Origin of the sequence: Paracoccus liaowanqingii, from assembly GCF_004683865.2 — a bacterium.
GTDB lineage: Bacteria > Pseudomonadota > Alphaproteobacteria > Rhodobacterales > Rhodobacteraceae > Paracoccus > Paracoccus liaowanqingii.
Map to the genome: position 1 here is coordinate 569,318 of NZ_CP038439.1, position 15,252 is coordinate 584,569.

General features: G+C 67.7%; 19 protein-coding genes and 2 tRNA genes. 17 read left to right on the top strand and 4 right to left on the bottom strand.

Annotated features, from left to right (window positions below; genetic code table 11):
• Positions 1-46: 46 nt before the first annotated feature.
• The 4 genes from ispH (at position 47) to E4191_RS02760 (ending at position 2,788) form a co-directional block, all read left to right on the top strand.
• Positions 47-1,003 (top strand): 4-hydroxy-3-methylbut-2-enyl diphosphate reductase, encoded by a 957-nt coding sequence (ispH, locus tag E4191_RS02745; protein ID WP_135312052.1) that lies wholly within the window; start codon positions 47-49, stop codon positions 1,001-1,003.
• Between the two features lie 84 nt (positions 1,004-1,087).
• Entirely contained in the window at positions 1,088-1,711 is a 624-nt protein-coding gene (locus tag E4191_RS02750; protein ID WP_228461493.1) for a glutathione S-transferase family protein, read from the top strand.
• Positions 1,704-2,153 (top strand): ribonuclease HI, encoded by a 450-nt coding sequence (rnhA, locus tag E4191_RS02755; RefSeq protein WP_135312053.1) that lies wholly within the window; start codon positions 1,704-1,706, stop codon positions 2,151-2,153. Before E4191_RS02750 ends, rnhA begins: the two co-directional genes overlap by 8 nt.
• Complete coding sequence (locus E4191_RS02760; RefSeq protein WP_135312054.1) at positions 2,150-2,788, top strand: trimeric intracellular cation channel family protein; 639 nt, start codon at positions 2,150-2,152, stop codon at positions 2,786-2,788. Before rnhA ends, E4191_RS02760 begins: the two co-directional genes overlap by 4 nt.
• A 12-nt stretch (positions 2,789-2,800) precedes the next feature.
• On the opposite strand, the gene E4191_RS02765 is transcribed toward E4191_RS02760, so the two are convergent.
• Positions 2,801-3,223: a group III truncated hemoglobin gene (locus tag E4191_RS02765; RefSeq protein ID WP_228461495.1), complete on the bottom strand. Its 423-nt coding sequence runs from the start codon at positions 3,221-3,223 to the stop codon at positions 2,801-2,803.
• 76 nt (positions 3,224-3,299) lie between these two features.
• Here E4191_RS02765 and queF point away from each other — a divergent pair, with 76 nt between their 5' ends.
• Positions 3,300-3,761, top strand: a complete 462-nt coding sequence (gene queF, locus E4191_RS02770) for a preQ(1) synthase (protein WP_135312055.1) — start codon at positions 3,300-3,302, stop codon at positions 3,759-3,761.
• On the opposite strand, the gene E4191_RS02775 is transcribed toward queF, so the two are convergent.
• Positions 3,758-4,585 carry a DUF6635 family protein gene (locus E4191_RS02775; RefSeq protein ID WP_135312056.1) on the bottom strand — a complete coding sequence of 276 codons (828 nt, stop codon included), beginning with the start codon at positions 4,583-4,585 and terminating at the stop codon, positions 3,758-3,760. The two genes, queF and E4191_RS02775, sit on opposite strands and share 4 nt — an antisense overlap.
• A gap of 205 nt (positions 4,586-4,790) precedes the next feature.
• Between E4191_RS02775 and ileS the strand changes: the two genes are divergently transcribed.
• Positions 4,791-7,841: an isoleucine--tRNA ligase gene (gene ileS / locus E4191_RS02780; RefSeq protein WP_135312057.1), complete on the top strand. Its 3,051-nt coding sequence runs from the start codon at positions 4,791-4,793 to the stop codon at positions 7,839-7,841.
• Complete coding sequence (locus E4191_RS02785) at positions 7,838-8,104, top strand: DUF3253 domain-containing protein (RefSeq protein ID WP_135312058.1); 267 nt, start codon at positions 7,838-7,840, stop codon at positions 8,102-8,104. Before ileS ends, E4191_RS02785 begins: the two co-directional genes overlap by 4 nt.
• Positions 8,105-8,123: 19 nt before the next feature.
• Here the strand turns inward: E4191_RS02785 and E4191_RS02790 are convergent, their stop codons facing one another.
• Both E4191_RS02790 and E4191_RS02795 read right to left on the bottom strand, forming a co-directional pair.
• Positions 8,124-9,113, bottom strand: a complete 990-nt coding sequence (locus E4191_RS02790; protein ID WP_135314292.1) for a hypothetical protein — start codon at positions 9,111-9,113, stop codon at positions 8,124-8,126.
• A 183-nt stretch (positions 9,114-9,296) separates the two neighbouring features.
• A tRNA-Tyr gene (locus E4191_RS02795) sits at positions 9,297-9,380 on the bottom strand.
• A 124-nt stretch (positions 9,381-9,504) separates the two neighbouring features.
• Here E4191_RS02795 and rlmB point away from each other — a divergent pair.
• The 10 genes from rlmB to rplL all read left to right on the top strand — a co-directional run bounded on the left by rlmB (position 9,505) and on the right by rplL (position 15,029).
• Positions 9,505-10,308, top strand: a complete 804-nt coding sequence (gene rlmB, locus E4191_RS02800; protein ID WP_135312059.1) for a 23S rRNA (guanosine(2251)-2'-O)-methyltransferase RlmB — start codon at positions 9,505-9,507, stop codon at positions 10,306-10,308.
• An 87-nt stretch (positions 10,309-10,395) separates the two neighbouring features.
• Positions 10,396-10,797: a YHS domain-containing (seleno)protein gene (locus E4191_RS02805; protein WP_135312060.1), complete on the top strand. Its 402-nt coding sequence runs from the start codon at positions 10,396-10,398 to the stop codon at positions 10,795-10,797.
• A 200-nt stretch (positions 10,798-10,997) separates the two neighbouring features.
• The gene (locus E4191_RS02810; protein WP_135312061.1) at positions 10,998-11,429 is read left to right on the top strand and encodes a CoA-binding protein; all 432 of its coding nucleotides are present in this window, start codon (positions 10,998-11,000) and stop codon (positions 11,427-11,429) included.
• A gap of 60 nt (positions 11,430-11,489) precedes the next feature.
• A tRNA-Trp gene (locus E4191_RS02815) sits at positions 11,490-11,565 on the top strand.
• Between the two features lie 120 nt (positions 11,566-11,685).
• Entirely contained in the window at positions 11,686-11,880 is a 195-nt protein-coding gene (secE, locus tag E4191_RS02820) for a preprotein translocase subunit SecE (RefSeq protein ID WP_131574571.1), read from the top strand.
• Between the two features lie 173 nt (positions 11,881-12,053).
• On the top strand, positions 12,054-12,590 hold the full coding sequence (nusG, locus tag E4191_RS02825; RefSeq protein ID WP_135312062.1) for a transcription termination/antitermination protein NusG: 537 nt from the start codon (positions 12,054-12,056) through the stop codon (positions 12,588-12,590).
• Between the two features lie 75 nt (positions 12,591-12,665).
• Positions 12,666-13,118 carry a 50S ribosomal protein L11 gene (gene rplK / locus E4191_RS02830; protein WP_135312063.1) on the top strand — a complete coding sequence of 151 codons (453 nt, stop codon included), beginning with the start codon at positions 12,666-12,668 and terminating at the stop codon, positions 13,116-13,118.
• Between the two features lie 2 nt (positions 13,119-13,120).
• A complete protein-coding gene (gene rplA, locus E4191_RS02835; protein ID WP_135312064.1) occupies positions 13,121-13,819 on the top strand; it encodes a 50S ribosomal protein L1 in 699 nt (232 codons plus the stop codon).
• 257 nt (positions 13,820-14,076) lie between these two features.
• A complete protein-coding gene (gene rplJ, locus E4191_RS02840; RefSeq protein ID WP_135312065.1) occupies positions 14,077-14,592 on the top strand; it encodes a 50S ribosomal protein L10 in 516 nt (171 codons plus the stop codon).
• Between the two features lie 65 nt (positions 14,593-14,657).
• Positions 14,658-15,029, top strand: coding sequence for a 50S ribosomal protein L7/L12 (gene rplL, locus E4191_RS02845; protein WP_135312066.1), 372 nt, complete (start codon positions 14,658-14,660; stop codon positions 15,027-15,029).
• The last annotated feature ends 223 nt before the right edge of the window (positions 15,030-15,252 follow it).

The window sequence follows — 15,252 nt, forward strand, 5'->3', positions numbered from 1 at the left end:
CCTTCGGGTGCTGGACGAAACCGGGTCTTCGCGCTACCTGAGGGTCATGGAACAGATCAAAGCCCCCCTGACCCTGTATCTGGCCGCCCCGCGCGGCTTCTGCGCGGGCGTGGACCGCGCCATCAAGATCGTCGAGCTGGCGCTGGCCAAGTGGGGCGCCCCCGTCTATGTCCGCCACGAGATCGTGCACAACAAGTATGTCGTTGATACGCTTCGTGAAAAGGGCGCCGTCTTCGTCGAGGAGCTGGACGAGGTGCCGGGCGACCGGCCCGTGATCTTCTCGGCCCATGGCGTTCCCAAGGCCGTCCCCGCCGAGGCCGCCCGCCGCGAGATGGTCTATGTCGACGCCACCTGCCCGCTGGTCAGCAAGGTCCACCTGGAAGCCGAGCGCCACCACGCCGCCGGCCTGCAGATGGTCATGATCGGTCACGAGGGCCACCCGGAAGTCCTTGGAACTATGGGACAATTGCCCGAGGGCGAGGTGGTCCTGGTCGAGACGGCGGCGGATGTGGCGACCGTCCAGGTCCGCAATCCGGCCCGTCTGGCCTACATCACCCAGACCACCCTGTCGGTCGACGACACCGCCGGAATCGTCGCCGCCCTGCAGGCCCGCTTCCCCGCGATCACCGGCCCCGCCAAGGAAGACATCTGCTATGCCACCACCAACCGCCAGGCCTCGGTCAAGGCGGTCGCGCCGCATATCGATGCGCTGCTGGTGATCGGGGCGGAAAACTCCAGCAATTCCAAGCGTCTGGTCGAGGTCGGCCGGGCCGCCGGATGCGCCTATGCGCAGCTGGTCATGCGCGCCTCCGAGATCGACTGGCGGGCGCTGGAGGGCATCCGCTCGGTCGGCGTCACCGCCGGCGCCAGCGCCCCCGAGGTGCTGGTCAACGAGGTCGTCGACGCCTTCCGCGCCCGCTATGACGTGACGGTCGAGATCGTCGAGACGGCGGTGGAGCGGGTCGAGTTCAAGGTGCCCCGCGTCCTGCGCGAAGCCGTCTGAAGGCGAGGTCCTTTGGCGACGGGCGCGAGGTCCCGATTGTTCAGACAGACCGGGGGCCAGCCCCCGGACCCCCGGGATATTTTCATGAAGAAGAAGAGCAAGATGCGGCTTTATTCGATGCCCTCGTCGGGCAACAGCTACAAGATCCGTTTGCTGGCGGCCTTGGCGGGGATCCCGCTGGAGGTGGTGGATTGCGAATATGGCTCGGCGGGGCTCGAGGCGGCCAAGGCGGCGGGGGCGTTGCCCTTTGGCAAGGTGCCGGCCTTGCAGGTCGGGGGCGGGGTCGCGCTGGCCGAGTCGAATGCCATCCTGTGCTATCTGGGGGAGGGGACGGGGTTCTGGCCTGCGGATCCGGTGACCCGCGCGCAGATGTTGGGCTGGATGTTCTGGGAGCAGTACAATCACGAGCCGGTCATCGCTGTGCGGCAGGCTCTGGTCAGCTATCCTCATCGGGCCGCGGATGCGACGCCCGCGCGGCTGGCGGAGTTGCTGGAGCGGGGGCATGCGCTGCTGGGCGTGATGGAGGATGCATTGGTGGGGCGCGACTGGCTGGTGGAAGATGCGGCCAGCTTGGCGGACCTGTGTCTCTATGCCTATACGCACAGCGCCGGGCCCCGGGGCGGGTTCGAGATGGAGCGTTTTCCGGCCGTCCAGGCCTGGCTGGACCGGGTCGCGGGGCTGCTGGGGCATGTGAGGATCGATGACTGACCTGTTCGCCTGGACCGACGGCGCCTGCAGCGGCAATCCCGGCCCCGGAGGCTGGGGCGTGCTCATGCGTGCGCTGGACGGCGCCACCGTCGTCAAGGAGCGCGAGCTGGCCGGCGGTGAGGCGGCCACCACCAACAACCGGATGGAGCTGATGGCCGCGATCAGCGCGCTGGAGGTGCTGACGCGCCCGACCTCGATCGTGATCGTCACCGACAGCGCCTATGTGAAGAACGGCGTCACCCAGTGGATCCACGGTTGGAAGCGCAACGGCTGGAAGACCGCCGACCGCAAGCCCGTCAAGAATGTCGAGCTGTGGCAGCGGCTGGATGCGGCGCAGGCCACGCATACCGTCGAGTGGCGCTGGATCAAGGGCCATGCCGGCCATGCCGAGAACGAACGCGCCGACGAGCTGGCCCGCGCCGGCATGGCGCCCTTCAAATGAGCCTGGATGCGCTGGTCGCGGCGCTGGATTACGGGTCGGTGCTGATCTTCGCGCTGACCGGCGCGCTGGTGGCCAGCCGGGCGCAGCTGGACCCGGTGGGCTTCATTTTCATGGCGGCGCTGACGGCGGTGGGCGGCGGCACGCTGCGCGACCTGATCCTGGGGCGCGAGATGGTCTTCTGGGTGGCGCAGCCCGCCTATGTGGTGCTGGCGGCGGGGGCGGCGCTGGTCGTCTTCTGGACCGCGCATCTGTTCGAAAGCCGCTATGACTGGCTGGTCTGGCTGGACAGCGTCGCGCTGGCCGTGGCGGTCGCCGCAGGTGCGGGCGTGGCGATGGAGGGCGGGTTCGGCGCCGTCATCGTCATCATCATGGGAGTCGTGACCGGCACCTTCGGCGGGCTGATGCGCGACGTGGTGGGCAACGAAGTGCCGCTGGTCCTGAAACAGGGGCAGCTGTACCTGACGGCGGCCTTCGGCGGCGCGCTGGTCGCGGTGACGCTGGACTGGCTGGGGCTGGCGCGGCCGCAGGCGCTGATCGCCGGGGCGCTGGTGGTCTGGGGGCTGCGGGCGGGCAGCCTGTGGTTCGGCTGGCGGCTGCCCGTCTATCGCCCCCGCCCGCCCCGGATGCGCGGCTAGCGCAGGCCCTCCCTATCGCAGGATCGGGGGGCCGTCGCTGGCGGAGATGTTCTGCACGCCCGCCTTCAGGCCCTGGCCGATGCGATGGGCCATCGCGGACCAGGCCCGCGCGCTCCACGGCGGCAGGGTGCGGCGCAGGGACTCGTCGAACAGGGCCAGCCAGATCGCGAAATGCTCGGGGCGGACATTGCCCGCCTGCAGATGCGCGCGCATCGGGCTGCCGGCATAGCCCCCCTTGTGCAGGATCGCGTTCGCCCAGAAGGCGGTGATGCGGGCCTCGTGCGCGGGCCAGTCGCCGACATGTTCGGCAAAGATCGGCGCCAGGACCTCGTGGCGGCGCACGGCGGCGTAGAAGGTGGCGATCGCGCGGGCGATCTCGGGTTCGGTGATGTCGAAGCGGGGGTCCATGACCCGCATCTGGGGCAGGGGCTGCATGGTTGCAAGGGGTTTTGCGGCGGTGCTATGGCACGCGCACCGGTCGCAGCCCACCCGGTCAAAACAGGAGCCCCCGATGAGCCACTACACCGACGCGCTGACCCAGCTTGGCGCCGAGACGCGTCTGCCGCAATCGCCCGAGGAGGCCGTGCTGGAGCGCGTGCCCAACCCCCAGCCCGGCCAGACCTATGCCGTGCGCTTCACCCAGCCCGAGTTCACCAGCCTCTGCCCGCTGACCGGCCAGCCAGATTTCGCGCATCTGGTGATCGACTATGCGCCCGGCGACTGGCTGGTCGAATCGAAGTCGCTGAAGCTGTATCTGGGCAGCTTCCGCAATCACGGCGCCTTCCACGAGGATTGCACCGTGGGCATCGGGCGCCGCATCGCGGAGCTGCTGGATCCCGCCTGGCTGCGCATCGGCGGCTACTGGTATCCCCGCGGCGGCATGCCGATCGACGTCTTCTGGCAGACGGGGGCGCCGCCCGCCGGGCTGTGGCTGCCCGACCAGGGGGTGCCGGGCTATCGCGGCCGCGGCTAGCCGCGCCAGGACCGCCAGATGATCGACAGCGTGTCGGCCAGATCGCCGGCGCGCGCCATCAGATGCTCGGGCTCGGGGGCGGTGCTGTCGGTGCCGCGGTCCAGTCCCGCCATCAGGCGGGACAGGCGGCGGCGATGGATGCCGGTCCACAGCTGCACCGGATCCGCGATCAGCCCCGCGAAGGTGGTGATCAGCGATCCCACCACGGCCAGCGCCAGCCCGGTGGCGACGATGGCCAGCGGAGAGATCTCGACCGGAAAGGCCCAGTACCAGGCGCGGCCAAGCGTGTCCCCTAGGGCGAAGTCGCGCACCGCCGCCCCATGCGCGCGCATCTGGGCCATGGGCCCGGCCAGCGAGATCATCCCCGGCGTTGCGCGGTGGAACAGCGCCAGCCCCATCCCGAGGACGATCAGCGAGGTGGTGATCTCGGCCACGGCATTGCGCGTCTCGGCATGGCGGCGCAGGGCGGTCTCGATCTGCGCGGGGGCGGCGTCCGGGCCCAGCCCCTCGGCCTGCAGCTGGGTGATCAGCGCGCCAAGGTCGTCCTCGATCTGCCGCGACACGTCCGAGCGCAGGAACACCCGCCGCGACCGCAGCCAGGCCCCCGCGCGGGCCGCGCCGAGCCGCCCCAGCACCCAGGCCATGAGCTGCATCAGCAGCGCGACCGGGGCCAGCATGACGTTCAGCGGCGCGCGCAGCAGGTCGGCGCCAAGCGCGTGGCGGTGGAGCGACCAAGTGCCGCGCAGCCCGTAGCGGCGCGCGGCAAAGCGGCCAAGCGCGGCATCGCGGCGGGACTGGCGCGTGCGGAGGGGGGCGGGGGGCATGGCGATCCTGCGGCAGGGAGTCGGGGACAGCCTAACCCGGGACGCGCCTCGACACAAAGGTTCGGCGCTTGCAGCCCCAAGCGGCGCTTTCTATAGAGGGCGCATGAAATTTCCGGCGTTCGGATCTCGAATTAGCAGCCCGGCGGCGTGAGGTTTCGCGCCGCCGGGTCAGCCTTGTCCGAACATCTTTCAAAGGAACGCCCCGATGGCTGCCGACATGCCGACCGACGCCCCCGATTATCGCGACACCGTCTTCCTGCCCCAGACCGAGTTTCCCATGCGCGCCGGACTGCCCGCGCGTGAGCCGGACTGGCTGGCCCGGTGGGCGCGGATCGGCATCTACGACCGTCTGCGCGAGAAGGCCGCCGCGGCGGACGGGACCCGCGCGCCCTTCGTGCTGCATGACGGCCCCCCCTATGCCAACGGGCATCTGCATATCGGCCACGCGCTGAACAAGACCATCAAGGACATCATCGTGCGCAGCCACCAGATGATGGGCCGCGATGCGCGCTACGTGCCGGGCTGGGACTGCCACGGCCTGCCGATCGAGTGGAAGATCGAGGAGAAGTACCGCACCGAGGGCCGCGACAAGGATGCCGTCGACGTGGTCGAGTTCCGCCAGGAATGCCGCCGCTTTGCCGAAGGCTGGGTTCAGATCCAGCGCGAGGAATTCGAGCGCATGGGCATCACCGGGGCCTGGGACCGCCCCTATCTGACCATGGATTACCATGCCGAGGCGGTGATCGCGGCCGAGTTCATGAAGCTTCTGATGAACGGCGCGCTTTATCAGGGATCGAAGCCCGTGATGTGGTCCCCGGTCGAGAAGACCGCCCTGGCCGAGGCCGAGGTCGAGTATCACGACCATACCAGCCACACGATCTGGGTGCGGTTCGGGGTCGCGAAGGCGCCGCGGGAACGGACTCCGCTGGTCGGCGGTCAGCCCGAGTCGCAGGACGTCCAGCTTGCCCGGGCTGAGGCCAATCTGGCCAAGCGGGAACGCTTCGGTAATGCAACGATCGTCATCTGGACCACGACCCCCTGGACCATTCCTCAGAACCGGGCCGTCGCCTTCAACCCGGCGATCGCCTACGGGATGTACGAGGTCGGCGCGGTGGCCGAGGGCTCGACCGCGCAGCCGGGCGAGCGTCTGGTGCTGGCCGATGCGCTGGCGGAGGGCGTGATGGCACAGGCCAAGATCACCGACTTTACCCGCGTCGCAGACGTGACCGCCGCCGATCTGGAGGGGCTGGTGCTGGCCCATCCCCTGCGCGGCGTCGAGGGCGGCGCGGGCGAATGGGATTACGATGTGCCGATGCTGCCGGGTGATCATGTCACCGACGAGGCCGGGACGGGCTTCGTGCATACCGCGCCCAGCCATGGCGACGACGATTATCAGCTTTACCTTAAATTCAAGGATAAGCTGCCCGGACTGAGAATGACCTACAATGTCGAACCCGACGGCAGCTATCGCGCCGACCTGCCGATCTTCGGCGGTCAGGCAATCATCGCGCCGGACGGCAAGGACGGCCCCGCCAATGTCGGCGTCATCAAGCAACTGGCTTATGCGGGCGCGTTGCTGGCCAAGGGCAAGATCAAACACTCCTACCCGCACAGCTGGCGGTCCAAGGCGCCGCTGATCTATCGCAACACGCCGCAATGGTTCGCCGCCATCGACAAGCCGCTGGACGACGGGATGGGCGCGCATGGCGACACGATCCGCTCGCGCGCGCTGACCTCCATCGACAAGCTGGTCACCTGGTGGCCGCGCTCGGGGCGCAACCGCATCCAGTCCATGGTCGAGAACCGCCCCGATTGGGTCCTCTCGCGCCAGCGGGCCTGGGGCGTGCCGCTGACCTGCTTCGTCAAGGCCGGCGCCCGGCCGACCGACCCGGACTTCCTGCTGCGCGACGCCCGCGTCAACGACCGCATCATCGCCGCCTTCGAGGCCGAGGGCGCCGATGTCTGGTACCGCGACGGCTTCAAGGCGCGGATGCTGGAGGGGATCGTCGATCCCGACGCCTACGACCAGATCACCGACGTGCTGGACGTGTGGTTCGATTCGGGCTCGACCCATGCCTTCGTGCTGCGCGACCGCGAGGATGGCGCCCCCGACGGCATCGCCGATGTCTACATGGAGGGCACCGACCAGCATCGCGGCTGGTTCCAGTCATCCTTGCTGCAGGCCAGCGCCACCCGGGGCCGCGCGCCCTATCGCAACGTGGTGACCCACGGCTTCACGCTGGACGAGAAGGGCATGAAGATGTCCAAGTCGCTCGGCAACACCATCGTGCCCGCCAAGGTGATCGAGCAGTACGGCGCCGACGTCCTGCGCCTGTGGGTCGCGCAGGCGGATTACACCGCCGACCAGCGGATCGGCCCCGAGATCCTGAAGGGCACCGCCGACAGCTATCGCCGGCTGCGCAACACGCTGCGCTTCCTGCTGGGCGCGCTGCAGGGCTTCGATGAGGCCGAGCGCGTGGCCCCCGCCGACATGCCCGAGTTGGAGCAGTGGATGCTGCACCGGCTGGCGCAGCTGGATCACCAGGTCCGCAAGGGCTATGACCAGTTCGACTTCCAGGGGGTGTTCCAGACGCTGTTCCAGTTCTGCACGCTGGACCTGTCGGCCTTCTATTTCGACGTGCGCAAGGATGCGCTGTATTGCGACGCGCCGGACAGCGCGCGCCGCCGGGCCGCGCGAACGGTGCTGGACATCCTCTATCACCGGCTGGTCACCTGGCTGGCGCCGATCCTGCCCTTCACGATGGAGGATGTCTGGCTGTCGCGCTTCCCGTCGGACGATGACAGCGTGCATCTGCACGACTTCCCCGCGACGCCCGCCGACTGGCTGAACGAGCCCCTGGCGGCGAAGTGGGACCATGTGCGCCGCGCCCGCCGCGTCGTCACCGCCGCGCTGGAGGTCAAGCGGACCGACAAGACCATCGGCGCCAGCCTGGAGGCCGCGCCGGTCGTTCATGTCGAGGATGCCGACATGCTGGCGGCGCTGAAATCGGTGGCCTTCGCGGATGTCTGCATCACCTCGGACCTGTCGTTGACCCGGGACCCGGCGCCGAACGAGGCGTTCCGGCTGTCCGAGGCGCCGGGCATCGGCGTGGTCTTCGAGACAGCCGAGGGCGACAAGTGCCAGCGCTGCTGGAAGATCCTGCCCGATGTCGGCACGCACAGCCATCCGGGCGTCTGCGCCCGCTGCGACTCGGTGCTGGGTGACAGGGTGCCGGGCGACCTGGTGACGGGATGAGCGACGACCATCTGCGCCGGGCGATCCTGGCGCAGGTGGATCGGCTGCGGCCCGGCACAACCTGCTGCCCCAGCCAGATCGCCCGCGATCTGGTCACAGACTGGCGCTCGCTGATGACACCGCTGCGTCAGGCGGCGCTGGACCTTGCCGCCGAGGGCCGAATCCGCGTCACCCAGAAGGGCCGGCCCGCCGGGCCTGCGCCGCGCGGATCGATCCGGCTGGCGGCGCCGGAACCTGGCCTTCCGCCCGGCAACGAGGGCTAGGGACGCCGGGGCAGGGGGGTCAGACCAGCCACCAGCCCTTGGCCTTCAGCTGGTTGCGGATCATGCGCTCGGGCGTTCTGCCGGTCCGGTCGGCAAAGACCGGACGGACCTTGTCGCGGCCCTTTTCCTGATAGACCAGCTTGCGCGCCGGCTCCCAGTCCCGCAGCACGCGCTTGATCTTGTTGGGGGCCACGGCGGCCTCCAGCGCGGTGATCGCATGATCCGACTGCAGCGCATAGAGCAGCGGCAGCTTGCGGTAATGGCAGGTCACGTCGCCGTCCAGCCCCGCCAGCTCGGGCCCGGGGCGACCGCCGCCGAAGGACCGGATGACGACGGGCAGGACCGCCTGGTCCAGCCACGGTTCCATCACCTGGCAGGCCAGTTCGTCATGCGGATCGTCGCGCAGGGCCCGCGCCCAGTCCAGGAAGCGGCGTCCGAATTCGGCGGGATCGGCCCCGAAGAACCAGCCCGCGTTGAAATACAGATAGCGTTCCCAATGCTCGTCGGGCTGTGCCGCATCCAGCGTGTCGTCGAAGGGCACCCCGAAGCGGTCATAGATCGATTTCCAGATCCCGGCATAGCCCGGCCCGTAGAGCGGCGGCAGCGGCCAGGTGCCCTCGCGCCGCATCGAGGCCGAGGGGCGGTCGAAATCGAAGGCCACGCCGTCCAGCGGGCCGGTGATCACGGTGTCGGTGTCGAAGAAGACGAAGGGTTCGTTCGCGGGCAGCAGGGCCAGCGCCTCGATCTTGTTGCCCTGCGGATAGGCCGCGCCGAAATGATGGGCGACGAAGGGGGTGATCTGGGCCCCCATCTCGGTCAGCAGCTCGCGGCAGGGGTCCGAGATGCGGGTCTCGTGCCCGCTCCACGCGCCCTCGGGCTGGGGTTCGGCGATGATGACCTTGCCGGACCAGTCGGGGGACTGGGCGCGCAGGCTGGCCATGAAGATGACCGCCTCGTATTCCAACCGGCCGGACTGGGCAACGATCAGCAGATTGGGATGCTTGTTCATGAGCGCAGCCACCGGACCCTCGTTTTTTCTCAACTTAAGCATCAACCTAGCCGTGCGGCTGCTTCAGCAAAACCCCTTCGCACAGAGGTCCGCCGAATTTTCTGCATTTCCGGTCACTGCCGAGGCAGGAATGCGGCCGGAGGGCCGGTTTTCAAAATGAACGGTTCAGGGAGAGGGGGGAAGTGGTGGGCGACCCTGGAATCGAACCAGGCGTGGGTCTCCCCGGCGGAGTTACAGTCCGCTGCCGCACCTTGCAGCACGTCGCCCGCCGATCGCTTTCGGCGTGGGGGGTGATTAGCGGCCCTGCCGGGGGGCGTCAAGCGGATTTCCGGGGCTTGCGCGAACGGTCCATCCCGCGCACAGAAGAACCCGACAGGACAGGAGACCGCGCATGGCCGAGAGGACCCCCACCGCCAAGAAGCCCACATGGGTCATCGACAAGGAGCGCGCCCGCCGCGCCTCGGCGGCCGAGACGGTGTGGCTGTTCGGTCTGCATGCCGTGCGCGACGCGCTGGCCAACCCGGCGCGCGAGAAGATGCGCCTTGTCGTGACGCAGAACGCCGTCACCCGGCTTGGCGACCTGCACGGGATGGAGCCCGAGATCATCGATCCGCGCATCTTCGACAAGACCGTGGGCCTGGCCGCCGAAAGCGTCCACCAGGGGGCCGCGCTGGAGGTCAAGCCGCTCAAATGGGGCAGCCTGTCCGAGGTGGCCCTGCGCGAGGCACCGGGAGAGACGCGCCCGCTGCTGGTCGCGCTGGACCGGGTGACCGATCCCCACAATGTCGGCGCGATCCTGCGATCCGCCGAGGTCTTCGGCGCACGCGCGGTCATCGCCCCCGCCCGCCATTCCGCCCCCGAGACGGGCGCCCTGGCCAAGACCGCCTCGGGCGCGCTGGAACGCCAGCCCTATCTGCGCGTGCCGAACCTGGCCGAGGCGCTGACGCAGTTGAAGAACATGGGCTTCATCCTGGTCGGCCTGGACGGCACCGGCGACGAGCCGCTGCCCGACCTGATGGGCCGCCTGTCTGGCCGCGCCATCTGCTTGGTGCTGGGCGCCGAGGGGCCGGGGATGCGCGAGCTGACCATGAAGACCTGCGACCATGTCGCCCGCGTGCCCTTCGCCGCCGATTTCGGATCGCTCAACGTGTCCAATGCGGCGGCGGTGGCGCTCTACGCGGCGGGGCGGGCGTGAAGATCACATCCCTGCGACGTTTCCCTCTGCCGCGTTGAGATTTGTCCCGCCTGCTGTCAAGTAGACGGACCCAGACCCCGGACCCCCATGCGCCCGCTGTGCCTCGCCCTGCTGCTGACCCTGACGCCCGCCCTTCCGGCGGCGGCGCAGGACTGGGCGGTGGGCGGCTTCGACCCGGTGGGCTATGCGGCCTCGGGCCGGGCCCTGCCGGGGCGCAGCGACATCGCGACGATGTGGAAGGGGCAGGTGTGGCATTTCGCATCCGAGGAGAACCGCGCCCGCTTCGAGGCCGATCCCCGCGCCTATGCCCCCGCGCTGGACGGGATGTGCCCGATCTCGGTGATCGAGGGGCGTCCGCAGCCGGGCGATCCGCGCCATTTCGCGGTGGTGGCCGGCAGGCTGTACCTGCTGCGGTCCAATGCGGCGGAACGGCAGCTGCAGCAGGATCCGCGCGGGATCACCGAGCAGGCAAGGCAGATGTACCGCTGACGCCTGCGAATCACGAATACGCGATCAAGGTGGAACTTTTGCGACTGATGCCCATTTAGCATAGAGAGCATGACCCCGGAACGGTCATGCTTAGATCACTGTCCCTCGTTCCGTGACTTGCGCCCGGCCACCCTGTGGACCGGGCGCTTTTTTTGAGGAAACGTGGCGCCTTGACCGGCGGTGCCAGAGGGGGGACGCAGATGACCATCCAGACGAGCATGGACGAGGAGATCGCCAGGATCGCGCAGACCGTCAAGGTCGTGGCGATGGTCGGGCTGTCGCCCAACGAGGCACGGCCCAGCTGGGGCGTGGCGCGCTATCTGCAGTCCTGCCGCATCCGGGTGATCCCGGTCAATCCGGGCCATGCGGGCGGCACCATCCTGGGCGAGAAGGTCCATGCCGACCTGGCCTCCATCCCGCCCGAGGCGGGGGTCCAGATGGTCGACATCTTCCGCCGCTCGGAGGCGGTGGGCGGGATCGTGGATCAGGCCCTGGTCCATCTGCGCGATCTGCAGGTGATCTGGACGCAACTCGGCGTGCGCGACGACGCGGCCGCGGCACGGGCCCGGGCCGCTGGCGTGGCGGTGACCCAGGACCGCTGCCCCAAGATCGAATTCCCGCGCTTCCTGTAGGAACGGCGCCGGTTATCTGCTTGACGGGCGGGCGGGGCGGTTCTAATCAGGCCCGACCTCAGGGGTATAGCTCAGTTGGTAGAGCATCGGTCTCCAAAACCGAGGGTCGTGGGTTCGAGTCCCCCTGCCCCTGCCAGGTCCTTCCGCCAGACCTGCGATCCGTCCGCCCGGCCCCGACAGGGGCGCCGCGTTCCGGGTTGAAATGCCCGGCCCGCCCGGCTAGACCCGCGCCTGCACTCGCCCAAGGAGCCTGCCCGTGGCCAATCCCGTCCAATTCATCAACCAGGTCCGCGCCGAGGCGGCCAAGATCACTTGGCCAACGCGCCGCGAGGTGATCACGACGACCATCATGGTCTTGATCTTCGCCTCGATCACCAGCCTGTTCTTCTTCCTGGTCGATCTGGCCATCCGGACGGGTCTGACCCAGGGCCTGCGCCTGATCAGCGGCTGATCGGGGCTTGCAATTGGCGGTCAGGGGCGGTATCTGCCCCCGACTGTCCGGAAGACGGCGTGCAACGGTTTGGCGTGCGCGCCGATTTCGATTTTTTCGGACATGATGGAATTCAAGGGGTTGGCGCGGCATCCGCGTGATTCCCGACAGGAAGAGCAGGGGTCGATCGAGACATGGCAAAACGGTGGTATTCGGTCAGCGTCCTGTCGAACTTCGAAAAGAAGGTCGCCGAGGCGATTCGCCAGTCCGTCGCCGAGAAGGGGCTGGAGGAGCAGATCGACGAGGTGCTGGTCCCGACCGAGGAAGTAATCGAGATCCGTCGCGGCAAGAAGGTCACGTCCGAGCGGCGCTTCATGCCCGGCTATGTTCTGGTCCACATGGACATGTCGGACCGGACCTATCACCTGGTCAACTCGATCAACCGCGTCACCGGGTTCCTCGGCGCGCAGGGCAAGCCGATGCCCATGCGCGACGACGAGGTGAACACGATGCTGAACCGCTCGGGCGACGGGGCACCGGCCGCACCGCGCAACCTGATCCGCTTCGACGTGGGCGAGCGCGTCAGCGTCACCGACGGCCCGTTCGAGGGATTCTCGGGCATGGTCGAGGAAGTGGACGAGATCTCGTCGCGCGTGAAGGTCACCGTGTCGATCTTTGGCCGGCCGACGCCGGTCGAACTGGAATTCACGCAGGTTTCCAAGACCTCGTGAGACGTTGCGGGAGGCCGTAGGGCCGTACCGCTAAATCGGCCTCATTTGCGGGCCTGATGACAAGGAGAAGGCCACATGGCCAAGAAAGTTGTTGGCAGCCTGAAGCTGCAGATCAAGGCGGGCCAAGCGAACCCGTCGCCCCCGGTTGGCCCCGCTCTGGGTCAGCGCGGCATCAATATCATGGCCTTCTGCAAGGAGTTCAACGCTCGCACGCAGGAGATGGAGCAGGGTTCGCCCGTGCCCGTCGTGATCACCTATTACGCCGACAAGTCGTTCAGCTTCGAGACGAAGACGCCCCCGGCGTCCTTCCTGCTGAAGAAGGCCGCCGGCCTGAAGCCTGTCGGCAAGCGCAACCGCGCCAAGGGTTCGGACAAGCCGGGCCGCAACAACGCGGGTTCGGTGACCGTCAAGCAGGTGCGCGAGATCGCCGAATCCAAGATGGCGGATCTGTCCGCGAACGACGTCGAAGCCGCGATGAAGATCATCGTGGGCTCGGCCCGGTCGATCGGTATCGAGGTGAGGGGCTGATCATGGCAAACACGTCAAAGAAAAAAGTCGCCGCCCGCGCCGCGTTCGAGGGCAAGACCAACCTGACCGTCGAGGACGCCGTCAAGCTGGTCAAGTCGCAGGCTTCGGCCAAGTTCGACGAGACCATCGAGATCGCGCTGAATCTGGGCGTCGACCCGCGTCACGCCGACCAGATGGTCCGCGGCGTGGTCACGCTGCCCGCTGGCACCGGCAAGGACGTCCGCGTCGCCGTCTTCGCCCGCGGCCCCAAGGCTGACGAGGCAAAAGCCTCCGGAGCCGACATCGTCGGCGCCGAGGACCTGATGGAGACCATCCAGTCCGGCAAGATCGAGTTCGACCGCTGCATCGCGACACCGGACATGATGCCGCTGGTCGGTCGTCTGGGCAAGATCCTGGGCCCGCGCAACCTGATGCCGAACCCCAAGGTCGGCACCGTGACCATGGACGTGACCGCTGCGGTCAATGCGGCCAAGGGCGGCGAGGTCCAGTTCAAGGCCGAGAAGGCCGGCGTGGTCCATGCGGGCATCGGCAAGGTCTCGTTCGACGAGGACAAGCTGGCCCAGAACCTGCGCGCCTTCGTGGACGCGGTCAGCCGCGCCAAGCCGACCGGTGCCAAGGGCACCTACATGAAGAAGGTCTCGATCAGCTCGACGATGGGTCCGGGCGTGTCGGTGGATGTCGTGTCGGCAACCGCCAGCTGAGGCCAGGAGGTGGGGTAACCCCCACCCTGCGAAATTCCCCGGTCTTCGGGCCGGGGATGGCGGGGCCGCAAGGCCCTGTCCTGTCCGAGACGGAGGGTGTGGGGGAAACCCCGCTTAATTGCCTTCCTGAGATGGGGAAGCGTTTTTCCGAAGGTCCCGACCTTCGGGTGATCTTGCCCTGAACGGACCCGACCCGGTCCCATTCGAGACCGGGAAAAGTGAGAGCCGGGGGGAAACCCCCAACTTGGAGTGAAACCGTGGATAGAGCACAAAAAGAACAGCTGGTCGACGAACTCGGCCAGATCTTTGAAAGCTCTGGCGTCGTGGTGGTTGCCCACTACGAGGGGATGACGGTTGCACATATGCAGGACCTCCGCTCGCGCATGCGCGAAGCCGGCGGTTCGGTTCGCGTTGCCAAGAACAAGCTCGCCAAGATCGCCCTGGAGGGAAAGCCTTGCGCAAGCATCGCCGACTATCTGACGGGCATGACCGTGCTCACCTATTCGGAAGATCCGACCGCTGCGGCCCGGATCGCCGACAAGTACGCCAAGGATAACGAACGCTTCGTGATCCTGGGCGGCGCAATGGGTGATGCGGCTCTGGACCCTGCCGGTGTGAAAGCCGTCGCCTCGATGCCGTCGCGTGAAGAGCTCATCGCTCAGATCGTGTCCTGCCTCGGAGCGCCTGCTTCCAATATCGCCGGTGCCATTGGCGCGCCTGCTTCGAACATCGCGAGCATCCTCACGACCCTCGAGGAACGTGAGGCTGCGTAAGCAACCTGATCCCGTCTGGTGGTTGAAGACCCGACGTTGGAACATTAACTGGAAAGAACGGAAAAATGGCTGACCTGAAACAACTCGCAGAACAAATTGTGGGCCTGACGCTGCTGGAAGCCCAGGAGCTCAAGACCATCCTGAAGGACGAATACGGCATCGAGCCCGCTGCCGGCGGCGCCGTCATGATGGCCGGTCCTGCTGCTGCCGCCGAAGTCGCGGAAGAGAAGACCGAATTCGACGTCGTCCTGCTGGAAGCCGGCGCCAACAAGATCAACGTGATCAAGGAAGTGCGCGGCATCACCGGTCTGGGCCTGAAAGAAGCCAAGGACCTGGTCGAAGCCGGCGGCAAGGTCAAGGAAGGCGCGTCCAAGGCTGATGCCGAGGAAGTGAAGAAGAAGCTCGAAGCGGCTGGCGCCAAGGTCGAGCTGAAGTAATCGGCCGACAGGCCACGACGATCAGGCAGGGTCCGGGGTTTCCCGGTCCCTGCCGAACCTGTCTTGACGGTCGGTCTGCCTGGCAGACCTCCCCTCAGGGCATGTTCGAGGTTCGGGAGCCGCGCGGTGGGACGCGCGGCACGAATGGAACCTCACCCCTGCATTCGTAGGCGCGTCCCGGGGGCCCCCGACCCGGACGCGCGCGAAGACGAAAGGTGACAAG